Below are 16,709 nucleotides of genomic sequence, written 5' to 3'. Positions count from 1 at the left end.
GCCCTTTTCTGTTTGATGTATCTTGTTGTTTATACCCTTATATAGATCTTATTCTTGTCGAGTATTTTACCTACGCACCAGCACAGCAGCATAAAGCTCACCGCAAACAGCAATGAACCTATTGGCCCCGGCGCTACCTTTTGGAACAATACGGTGTTGATCCATCCGTAAAAGTTTTGGTCGCCAATTTTTATCATCCAAAAGATGATCACCAATACTTCCGATAATACATAGATGATGAGCGGGTTTTTACCTACAGTGGTAAAGAAGGATGTCCAGCTACCACGGCTGGCTTTAATCTCTACCAGGTAAATGAGCGCCGAAATGATCACCATATCAATCCCCACGGTAAGCAGCGTAAATGGGCTCGACCATAGTTTTTTACCTATCGGGAATACCATACCCCAGCATAAGGCCATAAATATAAACAGCGCTCCCATAAGGGTAAGGCGTGCAATGGTTTCGTAACCCTTGCCTTTTTCCTGGATGAATTTACCGGCGTAATAACCGCAAATCACGTTCACAATGGCGGGTAGGGTGCTTAGTATCCCTTCCGGGTCAAACGGTACCCCCTCGCCTTTGTACAGGTGCGGGTCGCCGAGTATATATTTATCCAGGTAAGTGCCTGCGTTGGTAAGCATTCCATAAGGAGCGGCTTTGTCGCCAAAAATCAATAACAATACCCAGTAACCTACCAGCAGCAGCGCGCTGATAATAAATACCGAAGTACGGTTTTTTACAAAATAGATAATTAGTGAAGCGAATATGTAGCAAAGCCCAATCCGTTGCAATACACCCATAATACGGGTGCCGCTTATAGGGCGCATTACCCAACCGGTAGGTGTATGGTCAAAGAACGGGAACCACGACATAAGGTAACCGATAAGGCAAATGATCAAGCCGCGTTTAAGTACCCGGTAGAGTACATCGCCGGTACTTAGGCTGTCAAACTTTTTCATGGTAAAGCTCATGGCGTTACCCACGGCAAATAAAAACGACGGAAACACCAGGTCGGTAGGGGTAAAGCCAAACCATTTAGCGTGTTCGAGCGGCGCAAAAGCGGTGGCTCCGCTCCCGGGCGTGTTCACAATGATCATAAAACAAATGGTCATCCCGCGGAAAACATCCAGCGATAAAAACCTTTCAGGTTTTTGGGTCATATCAATGCATAATTAAGGTGAGAGAAAATGGTATCACAATATATGCAAATAATCAGCTTACTTGCAAAGCCTTCGGCAATCTTTATAAACTTTTTTAAAAAGTATTTAAACCGGAGTTATAAGCAATTGTTATTATTTTTGAACGATGCTCACCATGACTGCCCATACCCTCGAAAAGCTGGAAATGCTGCTTAAAACAAGCGGCTACAAGGTGAGGTATGAGAAAGGAAACTTTAAAACCGGCGCCTGTTTGCTGCAAAACAGTAAAGTGGTGGTGGTAAATAAATTTGCCAACCTGGAAAGCAAGATAGCCGCCGTAGCCGAACTGGCCCGAACCCTGGAGATGGATTATAACCTGCTTGATGATAAGCAAGCTGCATTTTTACACCAGTTAAAACAAACCCAATTGCAGCTGTGATCATTACTTTCTTAGGCACCGGAACATCACAGGGAGTACCCGTTATTGCCTGCACCTGCGAGGTTTGCACCTCTGCAGACAAGCACGATAAGCGCCTGCGCACCTCTATCATGATAGAGGCAGAGGATAAAGTTATCGTGATCGATTCAGGGCCTGATTTCAGGTACCAGATGCTGCGTGAGCACGTAATGCACCTGGATGCCATTGTTTTTACCCATGAGCATAAAGACCATGTGGCCGGTATGGATGATATCCGCGCCTTTAATTACAAGCAGGACGCGGCAATGGATATTTATGCCACCAGCCGGGTACAGGAGGGGTTAAGGCGCGAGTTCTCCTACATTTTCGATGAATTTAAATATCCGGGTATACCCCAGGTAAATATGCACACCATAGTTACTGAGCCGTTTCATATCGGCAGTGTAAAGTTGATACCTATTGAAGTGATGCATTATAAATTGCCGGTATTGGGATACCGTATTAATGATTTCACTTACATTACCGATGCCAAAACGGTGACAGACGCGGAGAAGGAAAAGATAAAAGGTAGCAAGGTGCTGGTGATCAATGCCTTGCAAAGGCAACCCCACATATCGCACTTTACGCTGGATGAGGCCATAGCGTTCGCGCAGGAGATTGGGGCGGAGAAAACTTATTTTACCCACATTAGCCACAGGTTGGGTAAACATGCCGACGTAAACCCGCTACTGCCACAGGGCATTGAGCTGGCTTACGACGGTCTTAAGATCGAGATCTAATCAACATTGTTTTCTTCGAGTCCTCGGCCGGTTTTGTGCTGCAGTTCTTCAATTTTTTTTGATGCATCGGCTTTTGATAAGGTTTCATCAAAGTCTTCACCTGCTTCGTCAGATAGCGTTTTGAGGTAGGAGTGCTGTGCGCCGGTCATGGGTTCGTTGCCGGTTGTCCACTCATCAGGGTCTTTAACCGTGTTTGACCCTTTTATTCCGTTATTATTTTCCTGGTCCATAGTGTTATTATTTATTTTAATAACCACTACGCTGTGCTAAATGTTTTAGCATTATTTAAGCTCTATATAGCAAACGTTGTTTAAAGTTGGCCTGTATACACCACGGGCTTTTGTTTTTTGCATTTCCAGGCGGCCGCCTATTACCATCCGCGTTTTATCAAAATTAAGGTATTCGCCATCTGTAGACTGGAAAAGGCCAACGTGGGTATGCTTCTCAAACAAAGGGCAGTCGGGCACAAAATTTACCCATAAAGATTGCCCGGTATCGCTGCTAAAGCTGCTGCTATCGCTCACCAGGGCCGATAGCTCTTTGCCCTGCCTGTACTCGCCGCTCACCTGTACATAACGGTTCTGATAAAATTGAAGGCTATCCATCAGGTTGCGGTAGCTTATTTTTTTTAACTGTATGTTGTTGGCGCATTCGCTGGTATAAATACGGCTCATGTGTTTTTTACAACAGGTAAAAAGCGGTATAAGTAACACAAATAAATAAAGCCTTTGGCGAAGCATAAATAAATATACTCTTTTTTGCGTTTAAGGTTTGCAACAATAACGATAGATTATCAATACCTTAATCCGCTATTGATAATTTCGCGTACTTATTTTACACATGAAGAAATACTGCTCATTCCTGCTGGTTTTGGTTTTTTATTCCATCAACAGCTACGCACAAAAAGTGGCGGATACCACACAGAAAGTAATACCCGGGCGTGAGAACAGCGCCAGGCAGCAACAAAAGCCCTACGTGATCCTCATTTCTGCCGATGGTTTCCGGTATGATTTTGCTAAACGCTACCATGCCGATAATTTACTGCGTTTGGCAGGAGAGGGAGTGAGCGCCTCGTCCATGATCCCTTCATACCCTTCGGTAACTTTTCCTAATCATTACGCTATAGTGAGTGGGTTATACCCATCGCACTCCGGCCTGGTGAACAACGCCTTTTACGACCGCACCCGTAAAAATTTTTACTCCATGAACGATAAGGATAAAGTGGCGGATAGCAGCTGGTATGGTGGTAAGCCACTATGGGTGCTTGCCGAGGAACAGAAAATGCTTTCGGCCAGCTTTTACTGGGTAGCTTCAGAAGCCGCTATACAGGGTGTAAAGCCCACCTATTATTATGTCTACAATCAAAAGATAGCTATCCATAATCGTATACAAGCGGTGGTTGACTGGTTGAAACTCCCGCCTGCCAAACGCCCGCATTTTATCACGTTTTATTTCCCGCAGGTTGATCATGCGGCGCACCTGTTTGGCCCGGAATCGCCGGAGGCCGAAAAGGAGGTACATTTTATCGACTCGGCTGTTAATGAATTACAGAAAGCGGTTAAAACCACCGGGCTTAAGAATGTTAACTATGTATTCGTATCAGACCACGGGATGACGAAGGTAGATAACCAGCACCCATTGGGTATACCTGCCGCTATTGATACCAGTAAGTACGTGATATCCGGAGATGGTATACTGGTAGAACTCTATGCCAAGGATAAAGCGGATGTACCGGCAACTTACCGTGCTTTAAAACAGGAGGCTAAAGATTACGATGTGTATTTAAAAACTAATGTGCCGGCAAGGCTGCATTATGGCCAGGCCGACGACTGGCATAACCGCATTGGCGATATATTGCTGATACCTCGTTACCCCAAAGTATTTAACCTGTGGCACAGCAATAGGGAACTACACCCCGGCTGGCATGGGTATGACCCATACACCATTAAAGATATGCATGCCACTTTTTATGCCTGGGGCCCTGCTTTTAAAAAGCATTTAAATGTTGTACCTTTCCACAATGTGGCGGTATTTAACCTGGTAAGTGATATACTGGGTATACAACATACCGGCAAAATTGATGGGACGGATGAACTGGCCCGTGAGGTGTTAATTAATATACCCCAAAATAAATGAAGTACTTACTTAGAGCGGTTATCCTGCTCGTTTTGCCTTTGTCGGTTGCCGCGCAAAGCCCGGCGGTTGTTAAAAAACAGGCGCAAACAGTTGCCAACGCCCTGCTCACAGGCGATTACAAAACCGTATTAGACCACACCTATCCCAAAGCGGTAGAAATGGGTGGCGGTAAAACCAAAATGTTGCAGATGATGACCACCGGGCTTAATCAGATGCATTCTGAGGGGTTTCAGTTTGAAAAAATTACGGTGGGTACGCCCGGTAAGTTTTACAAGGCAGGCACAGAAATACATTGCTTATTACCGCAAACCATTGTGATGAAAACTAAACAAGGCCGCTTTTCCGGTAGCAGCAACCTATTGGCGGTTAGCGGCGATAATGGTAAAAGCTGGTCGTTCCTTGACCTTAACGGTGGCTCAATAAAAGCTATCGACCAGATATTCCCCAAATTTAACCACAGCCTGGTAATACCACAGCCACAGCAGGCCGTTAAGCTTTAACAGCTCAATATTATATAACAACAAAGCGATCATGGCCATTATCCATGATCGCTTTGTTGTTTAAAGGCAGTTGATAAGTTTATTCCTTCACAAATAAAAATTCTTTACCGCCTTGTTTAAGGGTGAACTCGCCCTTTTCAGGGCGAAATTCCATTACAATCCCGGCGTTTTCAAATTCAAATTTATCAGCGGTAGTCGTAGCGTCCAGCGGGAAGGCCGATTGGCCGGTAGCTTGGGCGGTTAAGGTATTGCCTTCGTTTTTTATGGTGACTTTGATAGGTAGTTGTTTGCTCGCGTAAACGCCCGCATATTTATCCAGCCCCTTAGCTTCAACAAAGTTTGGAATGGTGTATGGGGCATTTAAACAAATTTTAAGCACGCCCTGCATTATATTCGAGGGATCGAAACTGCCGCCATTCCCGGTGTAACTTACCGCCAGCTTTTGCTGAGGGAAATAAGCCAGTTCGGAACGGTAAGCGTCAATAGCGCCTCCGTGGCCATAATAAGTTTGGCCTTCTATCACGGTTGAAAACATAGCCAGGCCAAAACCGTCTTTTACATTTTGCATCAACGCAAGGCTGGCCGGTTTAACCAGTTTTCCGTTGAACAGGGCGGTGATGAACCTATCCAGATCTGCCGGGGTAGATACTATTGCGCCCGCGCCGGATGGGATGCTCATATCCGTTTCCGAAAACTTTTTCCATTTGCCGCTATAGTTATAAGAATAAGCCTCGTTGTTAGCCGGGTTGGTTTTAACGCCGTAATAAGTGTCTTTTAATCCGGCTTTGTTGATAACGCGCTGTTTCACCAGGTCGGCATAAGGTTTATTGCTGATCTTTTCTATGATATAACTCAGCAGCACAAAGTTGGTATTGCTGTATTTGCCTATGGCACCCGGTTCAAAATCTGACGGCATAGCCGCTATACGGGCCAGCATTTGTTCATGCGTTTGCGGGCTGGTCATGTAACTCAAATAGGCAGGGTCATTAGTAAAATTATGCAGGCCGCTGTGGTGGCTCAGCATCATGCCGATGGTGATTTTTTCGGCGTTTGGTATTTGCGGATAAAATTTCGCAAGTGGTGTTTCCAGCGAAAGTTTGCCTTCCTCGATCAGCTGCATCACCATTACCCCGGTAAACATTTTACTGATGGAGCCGATTCGGTATTTGGTTTTAGCCGATGCCGGTATGGTGGATGGGCTGTCAACAGCGGCGTAACCTATACTTTTTTGATATACCAGTTGTCCGTTTTGCATAATGGCCAGGCTGCCCATGCTTTTGTCATGTGCCGAAAGCGTATTCAGCAAGCTGTCCAGGCGGTCTTTGTTAATATTTTGTGCTTTAGCGATCATAACAGACGCGGATAAGCTAAGTAAAACGAGTGTTTTTTTGAGCATGATAAGTTTATGTTTAAGAGTTAGAGTGCCGTAACAGGATCCTGTTACGGCAATAAGGGAAATTATTATGATGGTTGTAGTTGGGTATAGAGTATTGGCTTAACTCAATATTTCGGCTATTTCGTCGAAACCTTTATCGCGGGCCAGGTCGGCGGGGAGTTTGCCTCCTTCCATACGGATATCCACCTGTGCGCCGTTTTCCAGCAACAGGATCAGCAGTTCGAGGTTCCCGTTCTGCGCCGCTGAGTGCAGTGGTGTAGTGCCCGATACCTGCCTTACGTTTACATTGGCGCCGTTCTCTATCAGCATACGTGCGGTACTGGTATAATTACCAGCCGCCGCCGAGTGTAAAGGATAAACATTAAAGCCGTTGTTGGATGGTTTGTTCACATCGGCACCTTTGAGTACCAGGTAACGGGCAATATCATAATGGCCAAAGTAGCAGGCCAGGCCAAGGGTGGTAAAGCCATCGTCGTTATAGTCATCAGCCTGATCGGGGTGGGTGGTTACGAGGTAGGCCACCGCGTCAAACAAGCCGGCAGCGGCGGCTTCAAACAAATTGGGCGAAGGTATATACCTGAGCAGTAACCGGGTTACCCCCGGCTTTTTGTAATAACAGGATAGCATGAGCGGCGAAACATTGAGGGCGGTTTTGGCAACGGCCAGTTCGGGCTGCTGTTCAAGCAGGCCCTCGAGGGCAGCAATATCTGCATTGGCTATGTAGGCTTCAAGCGCTTCGATGCTCATTTAATCTCAATAATATTAAAAAATATCTGTTTTATCTAATAACTTTATATTTGCGAAAAACCACGAGTGAAGGATGCCGGTTAAAGGAAATCAATTTAGATCAAACAGCTTCAAGGACGAAAATCAGCCACGTAAACCCGGCGAAAAAGCACCGCGTGAGCGCCAGGCAAGGCAGCAGCCTTCCGAGCGTTTGCCGCTATTTAACCTGCGCGATGGCCGCGCCGTAAAAATATTGGGGCTATTCTTCCTGGTGTTGTCTGTTTTCTTTCTTATCGCTTTTACTTCGTATCTGTTTACCTGGCAGCAGGATCAAAGCTATGTATCAAAAGCCAACGGCGGCTGGGGCAACCTGTTTAAAACCACCAAAGAGCTCATGGAGAACGGCGTTACCAACCCTATGGTAGACAACTGGCTGGGCAAGTTTGGCGCGCTGCTCTCCAACCAGTTCATTTTTGAGTGGTTTGGGGTAGCGTCTTTCCTGTTTGTATTTATCTTCTTTATCATCGGTTATCGCCTGTTGTTCAAGATCAGGCTGTTCTCGGTGAGTAAAATGCTGGCTTATACCTTGTTCAGCATTGTGTTCCTGTCGGTAGCTATTGGTTTTGTACACGCTTTTATTATTGATTATCCGCATTTTCTGGAAGGTAACTTCGGTTTCTGGACCAACCGTTTGCTGGCCGCGCAGATAGGGCAGTCGGGCACGGGTTTCCTGCTCATCTTCCTGGCGCTTACCGTGCTGGTGATCGCTTACAATATCGATTTTAAACTGCCTGCACGTAAAGAAAAACTCAACCAGGATGTAGCGCCTGTGATAGCCCCCGAGCCGGTTGAACTGGTTGATGAGGAAATATCCATTCCAGTGGAGTGGCCTCGCAATGGCGCTAATAACCGCATCAAAGATATGCTGGCCGCCGAAGCCGCTGCCGAGGCAGTGGTTGAGCCGGTAAGGCAGCAGCAGATAGTGCCAGTAGCGGCCAATGTACTACATGAGCCCGTGGTGCTTACGCCCACGGTAACTGCCGAGCAGGAGGTAGAAGAGGAAACAGAAATACCGCTTACCATTGATGTGGAACGGCCTACGCCAGTAATGAACATTGAGAAAAGCGATGATGATAAAGCGAAAAGCCTGGTAGAGCAGTTTGGCACTTATGATCATAAACTGGAACTGTCTTCCTATAAACTACCAACCCTTGACCTGCTGGAGAACCACGGTTCGGCCAAGATCTCCGTTAACGCCGACGAACTGGAAGCCAACAAGAACAAAATTGTTGAAACGCTTAACCATTACAATATTGAGATCGACAAGATAAAGGCCACCATAGGCCCAACGGTTACGCTTTATGAGATTATTCCTGCGCCGGGAGTACGTATCTCCAAGATCAAGAACCTGGAGGACGATATCGCGCTGAGCCTTGCCGCTTTGGGTATACGTATCATAGCACCTATGCCGGGTAAGGGTACCATTGGTATTGAGGTGCCTAACCAAAACCCCGAAATGGTTTCCATGCGCTCGGTACTGGCTACCGAGAAATGGCAGAGCAACACCATGGACCTGCCTATAGCCCTGGGTAAAACCATATCTAACGAGGTATTTATTGCCGATTTGGCTAAAATGCCCCACTTATTGGTTGCGGGTGCTACCGGCCAGGGTAAGTCGGTAGGTATTAACGCTATATTGGTATCGTTACTGTACAAGCGCCACCCCGCGGAGTTAAAATTTGTACTGGTTGACCCTAAAAAGGTAGAGTTAACGCTTTTCCGCAAGATAGAGCGCCACTTTCTGGCTAAACTGCCCGATGAAAGCGACGCTATCATCACCGATACAAAAAAAGTGGTGAACACCCTTAACTCGCTTTGTATTGAGATGGACCAGCGCTACGACCTGCTTAAAGACGCGCAGGTACGTAACCTTAAAGAATATAACAGCAAGTTTGTAAACCGCAAAATAAGCGACCCGGAAAAACACCGTTACCTGCCATTCATCGTGCTGGTGATCGACGAGTTTGCCGACCTGATGATGACTGCCGGTAAAGAGGTAGAGCAGCCTATAGCCCGTTTGGCGCAGCTGGCCCGTGCGGTGGGTATTCACCTGGTTATTGCTACGCAGAGGCCATCCGTTAACGTAATTACAGGTACGATAAAAGCTAACTTCCCGGCAAGGCTGGCATTCAGGGTATTGTCCAAGATCGACTCGCGCACCATTTTGGATGCCGGAGGAGCCGACCAGTTAATTGGTCGTGGTGATATGCTGCTCTCAACCGGCAGCGACCTGATCCGTTTGCAGTGCGCCTTTGTAGATACGCCGGAAGTAGAAAAAATATCCGACTTTATTGGCAACCAGCGCGGCTATCCTACCGCTTTGATGCTGCCCGAATATGTAGGCGACGGCGAAGCCGGAAGCAGCCCTAAAGAATATGACCCTGATGACCGCGACCCGATGTTTGAAGACGCGGCGAGGCTGATAGTGCTGCACCAACAGGGCTCCACATCGTTAATTCAGCGTAAAATGAAGTTGGGCTATAACCGTGCCGGCCGTATCATTGACCAGTTGGAAGCCGCTGGTATAGTTGGTCCGTTTGAAGGGAGTAAAGCCCGCGATGTGCTGTTCCCTGATGAGTACAGCCTGGAGCGCCACCTGGAAGAATTGCAAAAACCGCGCGATTAAACCAATTAATCTGTTACGGCTCTAAACTATTACAAAGCATAGCGGTTATCAGTATGCTTTTTAATTTACCAAACATGAAAAAGTTTTTCTTCTGCCTGTTTATATCGGCCCTGTCTGTCACCGCCGCATTCGCTCAAAAAGATGCCGACGCTAAGGTGATCCTCAATAAATTAAGTAAACAATATCGTTCTTATGACGCGGTTAAAACTGATTTTTCGCTAACCGTGGATAATCAGCAGGCGAACATTAAGCAAACGCAGAACGGTACGCTGGTATCCCGCTCAAAAACTAACCAGTATAAGGTGACGATCTATGAGCCCGGCACAAGAAACATTAGCCAGGAAATCATCAGCGATGGTAAAAGCCAGTGGACCTATCTTAAAGATGCTAATGAGGTACAGCTAAGCAATGCCGATAATAGCGATGAAGGCTTTAACCCGGGTAAGCTGTTCACTATTTACGAGAATGGCTATAAGTATATTTACACCGGTTTGCAGAAAGCAGGTGGCAAAACCTACCAGGTGGTTGATCTTACACCTACCAGCGAAAAATCGAGCTACTTTAAGGTAAGGCTGATGATTGATAAAGTGAAGAACCAGTTATACAGCGCTCAGATATTTGATAAAAACGGCAGCAAGTACACTTACACTTTGCGTGGTTTTACGCCGAACGTTAAGGTGGCCGATAATGCTTTCACCTTTAATAAAAAGGCCTATCCTAAAGCCGAACTGGTTGACCTGAGATAAGTGCTGACAGGATAATTTGCTGGACTTACATATCCAGCACGCGGGTACGTTTGCGTTTTACGTAGTTGCGGATATCCAGCACAATGCCGGCAAAGAAATAAAATACCAGCGGGAAACCCACGGCCAAAAAGGAGGAGTAAATAAAAAACAGCCTTATTTTAGCTATAGATACGTTAAAGCGCTCACCGAGGTAAGTACATACCCCAAAAGAGTAACGCTCAAAAAAGGTAATGATCTGCTGTAACATATTATGCCGGTTTTAATATTTTAATACCAACGCCGCACTGCAGGCATTTCTTATGATTGCAGTAGTTGTTTTTTAGTTCGAGCAGTGCCTGTGATTCAAACGCCGAACCTATTTTCAATCCTAAGTTAACAAAATCATCGGTAATATTGTTTTGTTCGGCGGGTAAACTTTCCAGCAATTTTAAGGCACGGCTTACGTAGTGCTGCAAGGATAAATGCTTGCCATAGCAAAACAGGAACAACGCCACCGTATTGAGCAGCAGCGTATCAATGGATGATGCGCCCAGGGTTTTAGCAGCCGCTTTACTTTCTTTGTTAAAGCGGTAGCGCGTTTCCCAATAGGGGTTCACTTGTATGTTGGCAAACAGGCCTCTTAATTCACTTATCTCCTTGGCCTCCAATATCCCCGAGAATAAATGGTTTGATTTTACCACCAATGCCGCGAATTGTGCCAGCCTTATGGTAGGGAAATTTTGCGGGCGCATCCGCAGGAATTTCCAAAGGTGGTTGTCAACAGGGGTGAGCTGGTATTTCTTCCGCAGGAACTGGTACTCCGTTTGCAAACCGCGCGGGTAATCATCCTGCTGTTCTGTTTCCAGAAAACCCGCCTGTCCAAAAATGAGGGCTTCTATTTGCAGAGGGCTGTTCTTATGCTTAGCCAGCAACTGCTGCGGCAGCGATTTTGCCAGCAGCTCAAAAGGTAGCGCGTTTACTTTAAAACCGAAATTTGCCGCGAGGTACTGGTAAAAAGTTTCCTCCCAATCGCCCCGGTTATGTTGCAGGGTGGCTATTACCGCCTGCGAACGTTTTTCCAGTCGCTCAACCAATATGCGGGTGAGCCAGTTTTGCAGGGTAAGCCCGTCAACATATTTGATGGATCCCTCACAGGGGATAATGCTTTGGTTACCAAATACCAGGCCGTGGTAGCGGTTATACAACTCTGCCGATATGCGGTCTTTCAATTCCAGTGTGGGTACCCGTTTGCCATCAGCGCGCAGCAGGGGCATATCATCGTTATACACCACATGCAATATCACGTTATCGTAAGCGCCATCAGCGCTATGCCCGTGTTTTTCCCATGCCGATGAGGATATATGCAGTTCGGCGTTGCCTGCCCATACGGTATCGCCAATACGCACGCGGGCGTTCTGGAAATCGGGCCCGGAATGGGTGTTATGCAGGCCTACGGATAATATCTCGAGTTCTTCGCCCTCGGTGGTGCGCAGGTTAATACGGTTAAACAGCCTGAACTGCCAAACGTAATGCAAAAAGTCCTCGGTAAAAAGCATGAGGTAATATAAGCAAAATGTGTTAACCGTAATGGACTAAATTGACGGAATGATTTCTATCTTGCGGCTTAAACCACCAATTATATGTCCGCTTCCAATCCAAGTACGCAAAGCCGAATATGGTCCATCATTGGCGGCTCGCTGGGCAACCTGGTTGAGTGGTATGACTGGTATGTATATTCGGCGTTCTCCCTGTACTTTGCCGGGGCGTTCTTTCCCAAAGGAAGCCAAACCGCGCAACTGCTGAACACCGCGGGCATATTCGCCCTCGGTTTCCTGATGCGCCCCATTGGCGGATGGCTCATGGGTACCTTCGCCGATAAATACGGACGCAAAAAGGCGCTTACCTTTTCGGTATTACTAATGAGCGCCGGCTCTTTAATAATCGCTATCACGCCCGGCTATAAGCAGATCAGTATAGCCGCGCCCATTATACTGGTGCTGGCACGCATGCTGCAAGGTATAAGTGTGGGCGGCGAATATGGCACCAGCGCTACCTACCTGAGCGAGATGGCCGATAAAAAGAACCGTGGCTTTTACTCCAGTTTTCAGTATGTTACGCTCATAATGGGGCAGTTGCTGGCCTTAGGCGTATTGGTATTGCTGCAAAGGGTATTTTTAACCGAGGAGCAGCTGCATAGCTGGGGCTGGCGCATTCCTTTTGCCATAGGGGCTGTTTTAGCCATTGTGGTGATGTACCTGCGACGTAACTTGCAGGAATCGGCCACGTTTAGCGCGGAGGCCAAACGCCCTGAATTGCGCGGGACTTTAAAAGCGCTTGCCGGGCACCCGCGAGAGGTGTTGACTGTAATAGGGCTTACACTGGGTGGCACCATTGCCTTTTATACCTTTACTACATACATGCAAAAGTTTCTGGTAAACACCAGCGGGTTCAGTAAAACAGATGCCACGCTGATATCTACCCTAACGCTTGTGGTGTTTATGCTGCTGCAGCCGTTGTATGGATATGTATCAGACCGCATCGGGCGTAAGCCTATGCTTAAAGCGTTTGGCGTTTTAGGAGTGCTTACCACCATACCTATCCTTACTTTTTTAAGTAATACACTCAATTTCTGGCTGGCTTTTACATTAATTATGCTGGCGCTGATGGTAGTGAGTAATTATACCGCCATTAACGCGGTGGTAAAGGCGGAGCTTTTTCCCGCGCATATCCGGGCTTTGGGCGTTGGCTTCCCTTATGCTATAGCGGTATCGGTTTTCGGAGGTTCGGCAGAATATATCGCCCTGCTGTTTAAAGAGCAGCACCATGAGGAATGGTTCTACTGGTATGTAACGCTGTGTATCGGTATCTCGTTGAGCGTATACTGGCTAATGAAGGATACCCAGAAGCACTCCAAAATTGAGGAGGAATAGCCAGCCGGTTTTTAATTAAATATAAAAGGGGCTTGGTAGGCCCCTTAATTGTTTATGTTTCTTTGAGTGCTGTACTATTCAAATTGCAGTTCCCATTTATCCTCGCCGCCATCAACAATTCGGAAGATAGCCTTTTCTACAGTTGCGTTATGGTCTGTTGATACGATACGCACCACCTCATGATCGTGAAACTCAGGTTCGGTTTTAGGGATCATTATGGCGGTAAGTGTTTCAGGGTTGCCGGTTACATGAATGGTTCTCATAGCTTTTAAATTTTACTTTTAGCATAACAACGGGTAAAGCAAATGGTTTAGGCCGACTCACCCCGGCATCGCTCCGCTCGCCGACCCTCTCTTCGCTGCGCGAAAAGAGGGTAAGGAATTATAGATCTAATAAACTAACACCCCTCTTTGCGTAGCAGAGAGGGGCAGGGGTGAGTCAAACTCAGGAAATGGTTTAGGCCGACTCACCCCGGCATCGCTCCGCTCGCCGACCCTCTCTTCGCTGCGCGAAAAGAGGGTGAGAAATTATAGGTCTAATAAACTAACACCACTTTTTGCATAGCAGAAAAGGGGCGGGAGTGAGTCTAACGTGAAAAGAGGGTTAGAAAACAAATATAACTGAAGTAACCCCTCTTTGCGCAGCAGTGAGGGGCATGGGTGAGTCAATATCGCTTCTGGCAAACTTCGCAGTAAAAGCTGGCACGTTTGGATGTTCCGGTATCACGGCGTATAAACGGCACATGGTTCCGCGGGCACTCCTTTTTATGGTAGGCCTGCCAGTTGCGTTTGAGCGTGCCGGCTTTGCGCTGTTCTAAAAATTCAAAACTGTATTTAATGGCCTCATGTATCAGTTCGGTAAGTTTAGCGGTTGGGATGTTAGCCACCAAACTTTCGGGGTGTATACGCGCCCTGAAAAGAGCTTCGTTTTTAATGATGTTGCCCACGCCCGAGAATATGTGCTGGTCCATCAGCGCGTCGCAGGCCAGCAGCTGTGGGTGGGCTTTCATTTTCTTTTTGGCCTTACGGGTGTTCCATTTGTCGCTCATGATGTCGGCCTCCCAGTCGTAAACCCCATCAAGTGGTTCGGTAATTAATTGCAGCTGGCAGGCGTAAAAGTTGAGTTCGGTATCGTCGGTAAAGGTTAGGCCGAGCCTTGGGGTTTTTGCGGTATGCTCATTAATGCGATAGGTGCCAAACATCATTAGGTGTATGCGCACGGTAAAGTCGTCAAAGCAGATGAGGAAGTGTTTGCCCCAGGTTTTAAAATCAATAATGCGTTTATTATTGAGCAGGGTAGCGTCAATAGCACCGTTGTTGCAGGTTGCCTCCGCAATGGTTTTGCCTTTAAACTGCTGTGCTTTTTCTTTCAGGATGAGGATGCTTGGCCCTTCAGGCATATCAATTGGTTTATGCCAACCCGAACAAATATTAAGCCGAACAGATTAATGGCTCTTTTTTCGTTTGAGCAGGCCACCTGTTGTATCGTCAACACTGGTTTGTACGATAAATGCCGATGGGTCTATCTTTAAGATCTCCCGCTTAATTAAGGGCACTTCCAGGCGGGTAGCTACGGTGAAAATAATTTCGCGGGGCGAGTTGATGTGCCCGTCCTTGCCGTAACCGCTTCGGCCTTCGTATACAGTAACACCACGACCAAGGCTCTGGGTAATAGCTATGCGTATCTGCTCTCCTTTTGTTGATACCACCGTCATGCCGGTATATTGCTCCAAACCGTTCAGGATAAAATCGATCATTTTAGAGGCCGAAAGATAGGTGAGGATGGAGTATAAGCCAGATTCAACACCTAACTGGAAAACAGCTACGGCGAAGATCACCACGTTCAGTATCAGGATAACGTCGCTCACGCGTACAATCTGCGCTTTTTTACTCACTAAAAGGGCCGCTATTTCGGTGCCATCAAGCACGGCACCGCCACGTATGGCCATACCAATACCCGCGCCAATAAATACGCCGCCAAAAACCGCTGTTAACAATTTATCATGCGTTACATCCGGGAAATGTACAAAGGCAAGGCAAAGCGAAAGGCCGGCTATGGCAGCAGCACTCTTAATGGAAAACTTTAACCCCAGCTTACGATAACCTAAATATAAAAACGGGATGTTGATAATGAAAATAAGGATGGCTAACGGCGTATGCGTAATATCGGCCACCAGCATGGATATACCGGTAACGCCTCCATCAATAAAATGGCTGGACAATAAAAATCCCTTTAACCCGAAACCAGCCGACAGGATGCCGCAAAACAGTAAAGCGGTGTCAACCAATACGTTTTTAATCTTCATAGTAGAAAGTGCTTAGCAGATGGGCTTAAGATAGTAAAAAATGCCTTAACGGCCTAATTTACCAGCCACCCTGCAAGCCCTCAGTGAGCGCGGCGCGGTAGTTTTCGAGGTTAAACTCGTACAGGTAGGGGGCTTTGTGGGCGCCGCCCTTACGGGTTTCCTGCAACTTGTTCAGGATGCCGAACGCCAGTATGCGCCGCTGGAAGTTTCTGCGGTCGAGTTTTTTATCTAAAATGGTTTCATAAAGCTTCTGCAGCTCGGGCATGGTAAACTCTTTAGGCATTAAATTATAGCCAATGGGCTGGTAATTTAATTGCAGCCGCAGTGTGTCCAGCGCGGTGCGGAAGATAAGTTCATGGTCCAGTTGAAACTGTGGCAAGTCGTCCAGGTCACGCCAGGTACATATCTCAGAGAACGCGTCGGGCGTTGGGGTAACATTTACAAAATCAACCAGCGCGTAATAACCAATAGAAATAAAACGCTGGTTAAAGAAGTTCTTTTCCTTGGGCAGCATGTCGCGGTAAATGTCATTATGGAATTTGGAGCGGTCAGGGTCGCCAAACACATGGAACTGCTGCAAAAATATCTCGTCAATTCCGGTACGCTCTTTCAGTATGCGGTTGGCGGCAGTTTCAATAGGTTCTTCATTTAAAACAAAACCGCCGGGCAGGTACCAGGCCTCCTCATTGTTGCTTTTTAGCATCAATACTTTCATCTGCCCTTCATGAAAGCCAAAAACCACACAGTCTATTGATACGTGATTCAAATATATCTTGCTCGCTTCGGCCCAGTATTTTTCCAGCTCCTGTTTTGTTAACATGATGCTATTGTATAAAATAAATCCTTTGAATGTTTAAATTTAATATTTACAATTGTGTATCAATTACACCATGTTACCGGGGGTAATTAATGCCAATTATACTAATAAGTTTCACAGAATTTAATAAAAGCTAATTAACATTTTATTCA

General features: G+C 46.6%; 18 protein-coding genes. 7 read left to right on the top strand and 11 right to left on the bottom strand.

The features are described 5' to 3' along the window. Positions 1 to 29 precede the first annotated feature (29 nt). Entirely contained in the window at positions 30 to 1,160 is a 1,131-nt protein-coding gene (locus tag CKK33_RS15725) for an acyltransferase family protein (RefSeq protein ID WP_095705022.1), read from the bottom strand. Positions 1,161 to 1,305: 145 nt separating this feature from the next. Between CKK33_RS15725 and CKK33_RS15720 the strand changes: the two genes are divergently transcribed. Both CKK33_RS15720 and CKK33_RS15715 read left to right on the top strand, forming a co-directional pair. Next, entirely contained in the window at positions 1,306 to 1,578 is a 273-nt protein-coding gene (locus CKK33_RS15720) for a hypothetical protein (RefSeq protein WP_095705021.1), read from the top strand. Further along, positions 1,575 to 2,336 (top strand): MBL fold metallo-hydrolase, encoded by a 762-nt coding sequence (locus CKK33_RS15715; protein WP_095705020.1) that lies wholly within the window; start codon positions 1,575 to 1,577, stop codon positions 2,334 to 2,336. Before CKK33_RS15720 ends, CKK33_RS15715 begins: the two co-directional genes overlap by 4 nt. On the opposite strand, the gene CKK33_RS15710 is transcribed toward CKK33_RS15715, so the two are convergent. Further along, on the bottom strand, positions 2,333 to 2,566 hold the full coding sequence (locus CKK33_RS15710; protein WP_095705019.1) for a DUF3072 domain-containing protein: 234 nt from the start codon (positions 2,564 to 2,566) through the stop codon (positions 2,333 to 2,335). The two genes, CKK33_RS15715 and CKK33_RS15710, sit on opposite strands and share 4 nt — an antisense overlap. 51 nt (positions 2,567 to 2,617) lie before the next feature. Further along, positions 2,618 to 3,010, bottom strand: a complete 393-nt coding sequence (locus CKK33_RS15705; protein ID WP_143822974.1) for a hypothetical protein — start codon at positions 3,008 to 3,010, stop codon at positions 2,618 to 2,620. A 166-nt stretch (positions 3,011 to 3,176) separates the two neighbouring features. Here CKK33_RS15705 and CKK33_RS15700 point away from each other — a divergent pair, with 166 nt between their 5' ends. Further along, entirely contained in the window at positions 3,177 to 4,472 is a 1,296-nt protein-coding gene (locus tag CKK33_RS15700) for an ectonucleotide pyrophosphatase/phosphodiesterase (protein WP_095705017.1), read from the top strand. Beyond that, complete coding sequence (locus tag CKK33_RS15695; RefSeq protein ID WP_095705016.1) at positions 4,469 to 4,972, top strand: hypothetical protein; 504 nt, start codon at positions 4,469 to 4,471, stop codon at positions 4,970 to 4,972. The genes CKK33_RS15700 and CKK33_RS15695 overlap by 4 nt, the downstream gene beginning before the upstream one ends. Positions 4,973 to 5,051: 79 nt before the next feature. Here the strand turns inward: CKK33_RS15695 and CKK33_RS15690 are convergent, their stop codons facing one another. Together CKK33_RS15690 and CKK33_RS15685 are read right to left on the bottom strand one after the other, a co-directional pair. After that, positions 5,052 to 6,368, bottom strand: coding sequence for a serine hydrolase (locus CKK33_RS15690; protein WP_095705015.1), 1,317 nt, complete (start codon positions 6,366 to 6,368; stop codon positions 5,052 to 5,054). A gap of 99 nt (positions 6,369 to 6,467) precedes the next feature. Beyond that, on the bottom strand, positions 6,468 to 7,115 hold the full coding sequence (locus tag CKK33_RS15685) for an ankyrin repeat domain-containing protein (RefSeq protein WP_095705014.1): 648 nt from the start codon (positions 7,113 to 7,115) through the stop codon (positions 6,468 to 6,470). Between the two features lie 73 nt (positions 7,116 to 7,188). Here CKK33_RS15685 and CKK33_RS15680 point away from each other — a divergent pair, with 73 nt between their 5' ends. Both CKK33_RS15680 and CKK33_RS15675 read left to right on the top strand, forming a co-directional pair. Continuing rightward, positions 7,189 to 9,780, top strand: a complete 2,592-nt coding sequence (locus CKK33_RS15680) for a DNA translocase FtsK 4TM domain-containing protein (RefSeq protein ID WP_095705013.1) — start codon at positions 7,189 to 7,191, stop codon at positions 9,778 to 9,780. A gap of 74 nt (positions 9,781 to 9,854) precedes the next feature. Next, positions 9,855 to 10,526, top strand: coding sequence for an outer membrane lipoprotein carrier protein LolA (locus CKK33_RS15675; RefSeq protein WP_095705012.1), 672 nt, complete (start codon positions 9,855 to 9,857; stop codon positions 10,524 to 10,526). 25 nt (positions 10,527 to 10,551) lie between these two features. On the opposite strand, the gene CKK33_RS15670 is transcribed toward CKK33_RS15675, so the two are convergent. Beyond that, positions 10,552 to 10,773, bottom strand: a complete 222-nt coding sequence (locus tag CKK33_RS15670) for a PspC domain-containing protein (RefSeq protein ID WP_095705011.1) — start codon at positions 10,771 to 10,773, stop codon at positions 10,552 to 10,554. Between the two features lies 1 nt (position 10,774). Further along, positions 10,775 to 12,061, bottom strand: a complete 1,287-nt coding sequence (locus CKK33_RS15665) for a DUF2851 family protein (RefSeq protein ID WP_095705010.1) — start codon at positions 12,059 to 12,061, stop codon at positions 10,775 to 10,777. An 84-nt stretch (positions 12,062 to 12,145) separates the two neighbouring features. Between CKK33_RS15665 and CKK33_RS15660 the strand changes: the two genes are divergently transcribed. Beyond that, positions 12,146 to 13,435, top strand: a complete 1,290-nt coding sequence (locus tag CKK33_RS15660; RefSeq protein WP_095705009.1) for an MFS transporter — start codon at positions 12,146 to 12,148, stop codon at positions 13,433 to 13,435. 74 nt (positions 13,436 to 13,509) lie between these two features. On the opposite strand, the gene CKK33_RS15655 is transcribed toward CKK33_RS15660, so the two are convergent. The 4 genes from CKK33_RS15655 to CKK33_RS15640 all read right to left on the bottom strand — a co-directional run bounded on the left by CKK33_RS15655 (position 13,510) and on the right by CKK33_RS15640 (position 16,560). After that, positions 13,510 to 13,698, bottom strand: coding sequence for a hypothetical protein (locus CKK33_RS15655; protein ID WP_095705008.1), 189 nt, complete (start codon positions 13,696 to 13,698; stop codon positions 13,510 to 13,512). 401 nt (positions 13,699 to 14,099) lie between these two features. Then, a complete protein-coding gene (locus CKK33_RS15650) occupies positions 14,100 to 14,834 on the bottom strand; it encodes a DNA-formamidopyrimidine glycosylase family protein (RefSeq protein WP_095705007.1) in 735 nt (244 codons plus the stop codon). Positions 14,835 to 14,879: 45 nt separating this feature from the next. Continuing rightward, complete coding sequence (locus tag CKK33_RS15645) at positions 14,880 to 15,740, bottom strand: YitT family protein (protein WP_095705006.1); 861 nt, start codon at positions 15,738 to 15,740, stop codon at positions 14,880 to 14,882. Between the two features lie 58 nt (positions 15,741 to 15,798). Continuing rightward, positions 15,799 to 16,560 carry an NUDIX domain-containing protein gene (locus tag CKK33_RS15640; protein ID WP_095705005.1) on the bottom strand — a complete coding sequence of 254 codons (762 nt, stop codon included), beginning with the start codon at positions 16,558 to 16,560 and terminating at the stop codon, positions 15,799 to 15,801. Positions 16,561 to 16,709: the final 149 nt, after the last annotated feature.

The sequence above is a fragment of the Mucilaginibacter sp. MD40 genome (genome assembly GCF_002288635.1).
Lineage (GTDB): Bacteria > Bacteroidota > Bacteroidia > Sphingobacteriales > Sphingobacteriaceae > Mucilaginibacter.
This window is presented reverse-complemented; position numbering and strand designations above follow the sequence as displayed.

Bases quoted from the DNA above. Each gene is read 5' to 3' on its own strand.
- CKK33_RS15725 (WP_095705022.1), bottom strand. From the start codon at position 1,160: ATGACCCAAAAACCTGAAAGGTTTTTATCGCTGGATGTTTTCCGCGGG.
- CKK33_RS15720 (WP_095705021.1), top strand. From the start codon at position 1,306: ATGCTCACCATGACTGCCCATACCCTCGAAAAGCTGGAAATGCTGCTT.
- CKK33_RS15710 (WP_095705019.1), bottom strand. From the start codon at position 2,566: ATGGACCAGGAAAATAATAACGGAATAAAAGGGTCAAACACGGTTAAA.
- CKK33_RS15705 (WP_143822974.1), bottom strand. From the start codon at position 3,010: ATGAGCCGTATTTATACCAGCGAATGCGCCAACAACATACAGTTAAAA.
- CKK33_RS15700 (WP_095705017.1), top strand. From the start codon at position 3,177: ATGAAGAAATACTGCTCATTCCTGCTGGTTTTGGTTTTTTATTCCATC.
- CKK33_RS15695 (WP_095705016.1), top strand. From the start codon at position 4,469: ATGAAGTACTTACTTAGAGCGGTTATCCTGCTCGTTTTGCCTTTGTCG.
- CKK33_RS15690 (WP_095705015.1), bottom strand. From the start codon at position 6,368: ATGCTCAAAAAAACACTCGTTTTACTTAGCTTATCCGCGTCTGTTATG.
- CKK33_RS15685 (WP_095705014.1), bottom strand. From the start codon at position 7,115: ATGAGCATCGAAGCGCTTGAAGCCTACATAGCCAATGCAGATATTGCT.
- CKK33_RS15680 (WP_095705013.1), top strand. From the start codon at position 7,189: ATGCCGGTTAAAGGAAATCAATTTAGATCAAACAGCTTCAAGGACGAA.
- CKK33_RS15675 (WP_095705012.1), top strand. From the start codon at position 9,855: ATGAAAAAGTTTTTCTTCTGCCTGTTTATATCGGCCCTGTCTGTCACC.
- CKK33_RS15670 (WP_095705011.1), bottom strand. From the start codon at position 10,773: ATGTTACAGCAGATCATTACCTTTTTTGAGCGTTACTCTTTTGGGGTA.
- CKK33_RS15665 (WP_095705010.1), bottom strand. From the start codon at position 12,061: ATGCTTTTTACCGAGGACTTTTTGCATTACGTTTGGCAGTTCAGGCTG.
- CKK33_RS15660 (WP_095705009.1), top strand. From the start codon at position 12,146: ATGTCCGCTTCCAATCCAAGTACGCAAAGCCGAATATGGTCCATCATT.
- CKK33_RS15655 (WP_095705008.1), bottom strand. From the start codon at position 13,698: ATGAGAACCATTCATGTAACCGGCAACCCTGAAACACTTACCGCCATA.
- CKK33_RS15650 (WP_095705007.1), bottom strand. From the start codon at position 14,834: ATGCCTGAAGGGCCAAGCATCCTCATCCTGAAAGAAAAAGCACAGCAG.
- CKK33_RS15645 (WP_095705006.1), bottom strand. From the start codon at position 15,740: ATGAAGATTAAAAACGTATTGGTTGACACCGCTTTACTGTTTTGCGGC.
- CKK33_RS15640 (WP_095705005.1), bottom strand. From the start codon at position 16,560: ATGTTAACAAAACAGGAGCTGGAAAAATACTGGGCCGAAGCGAGCAAG.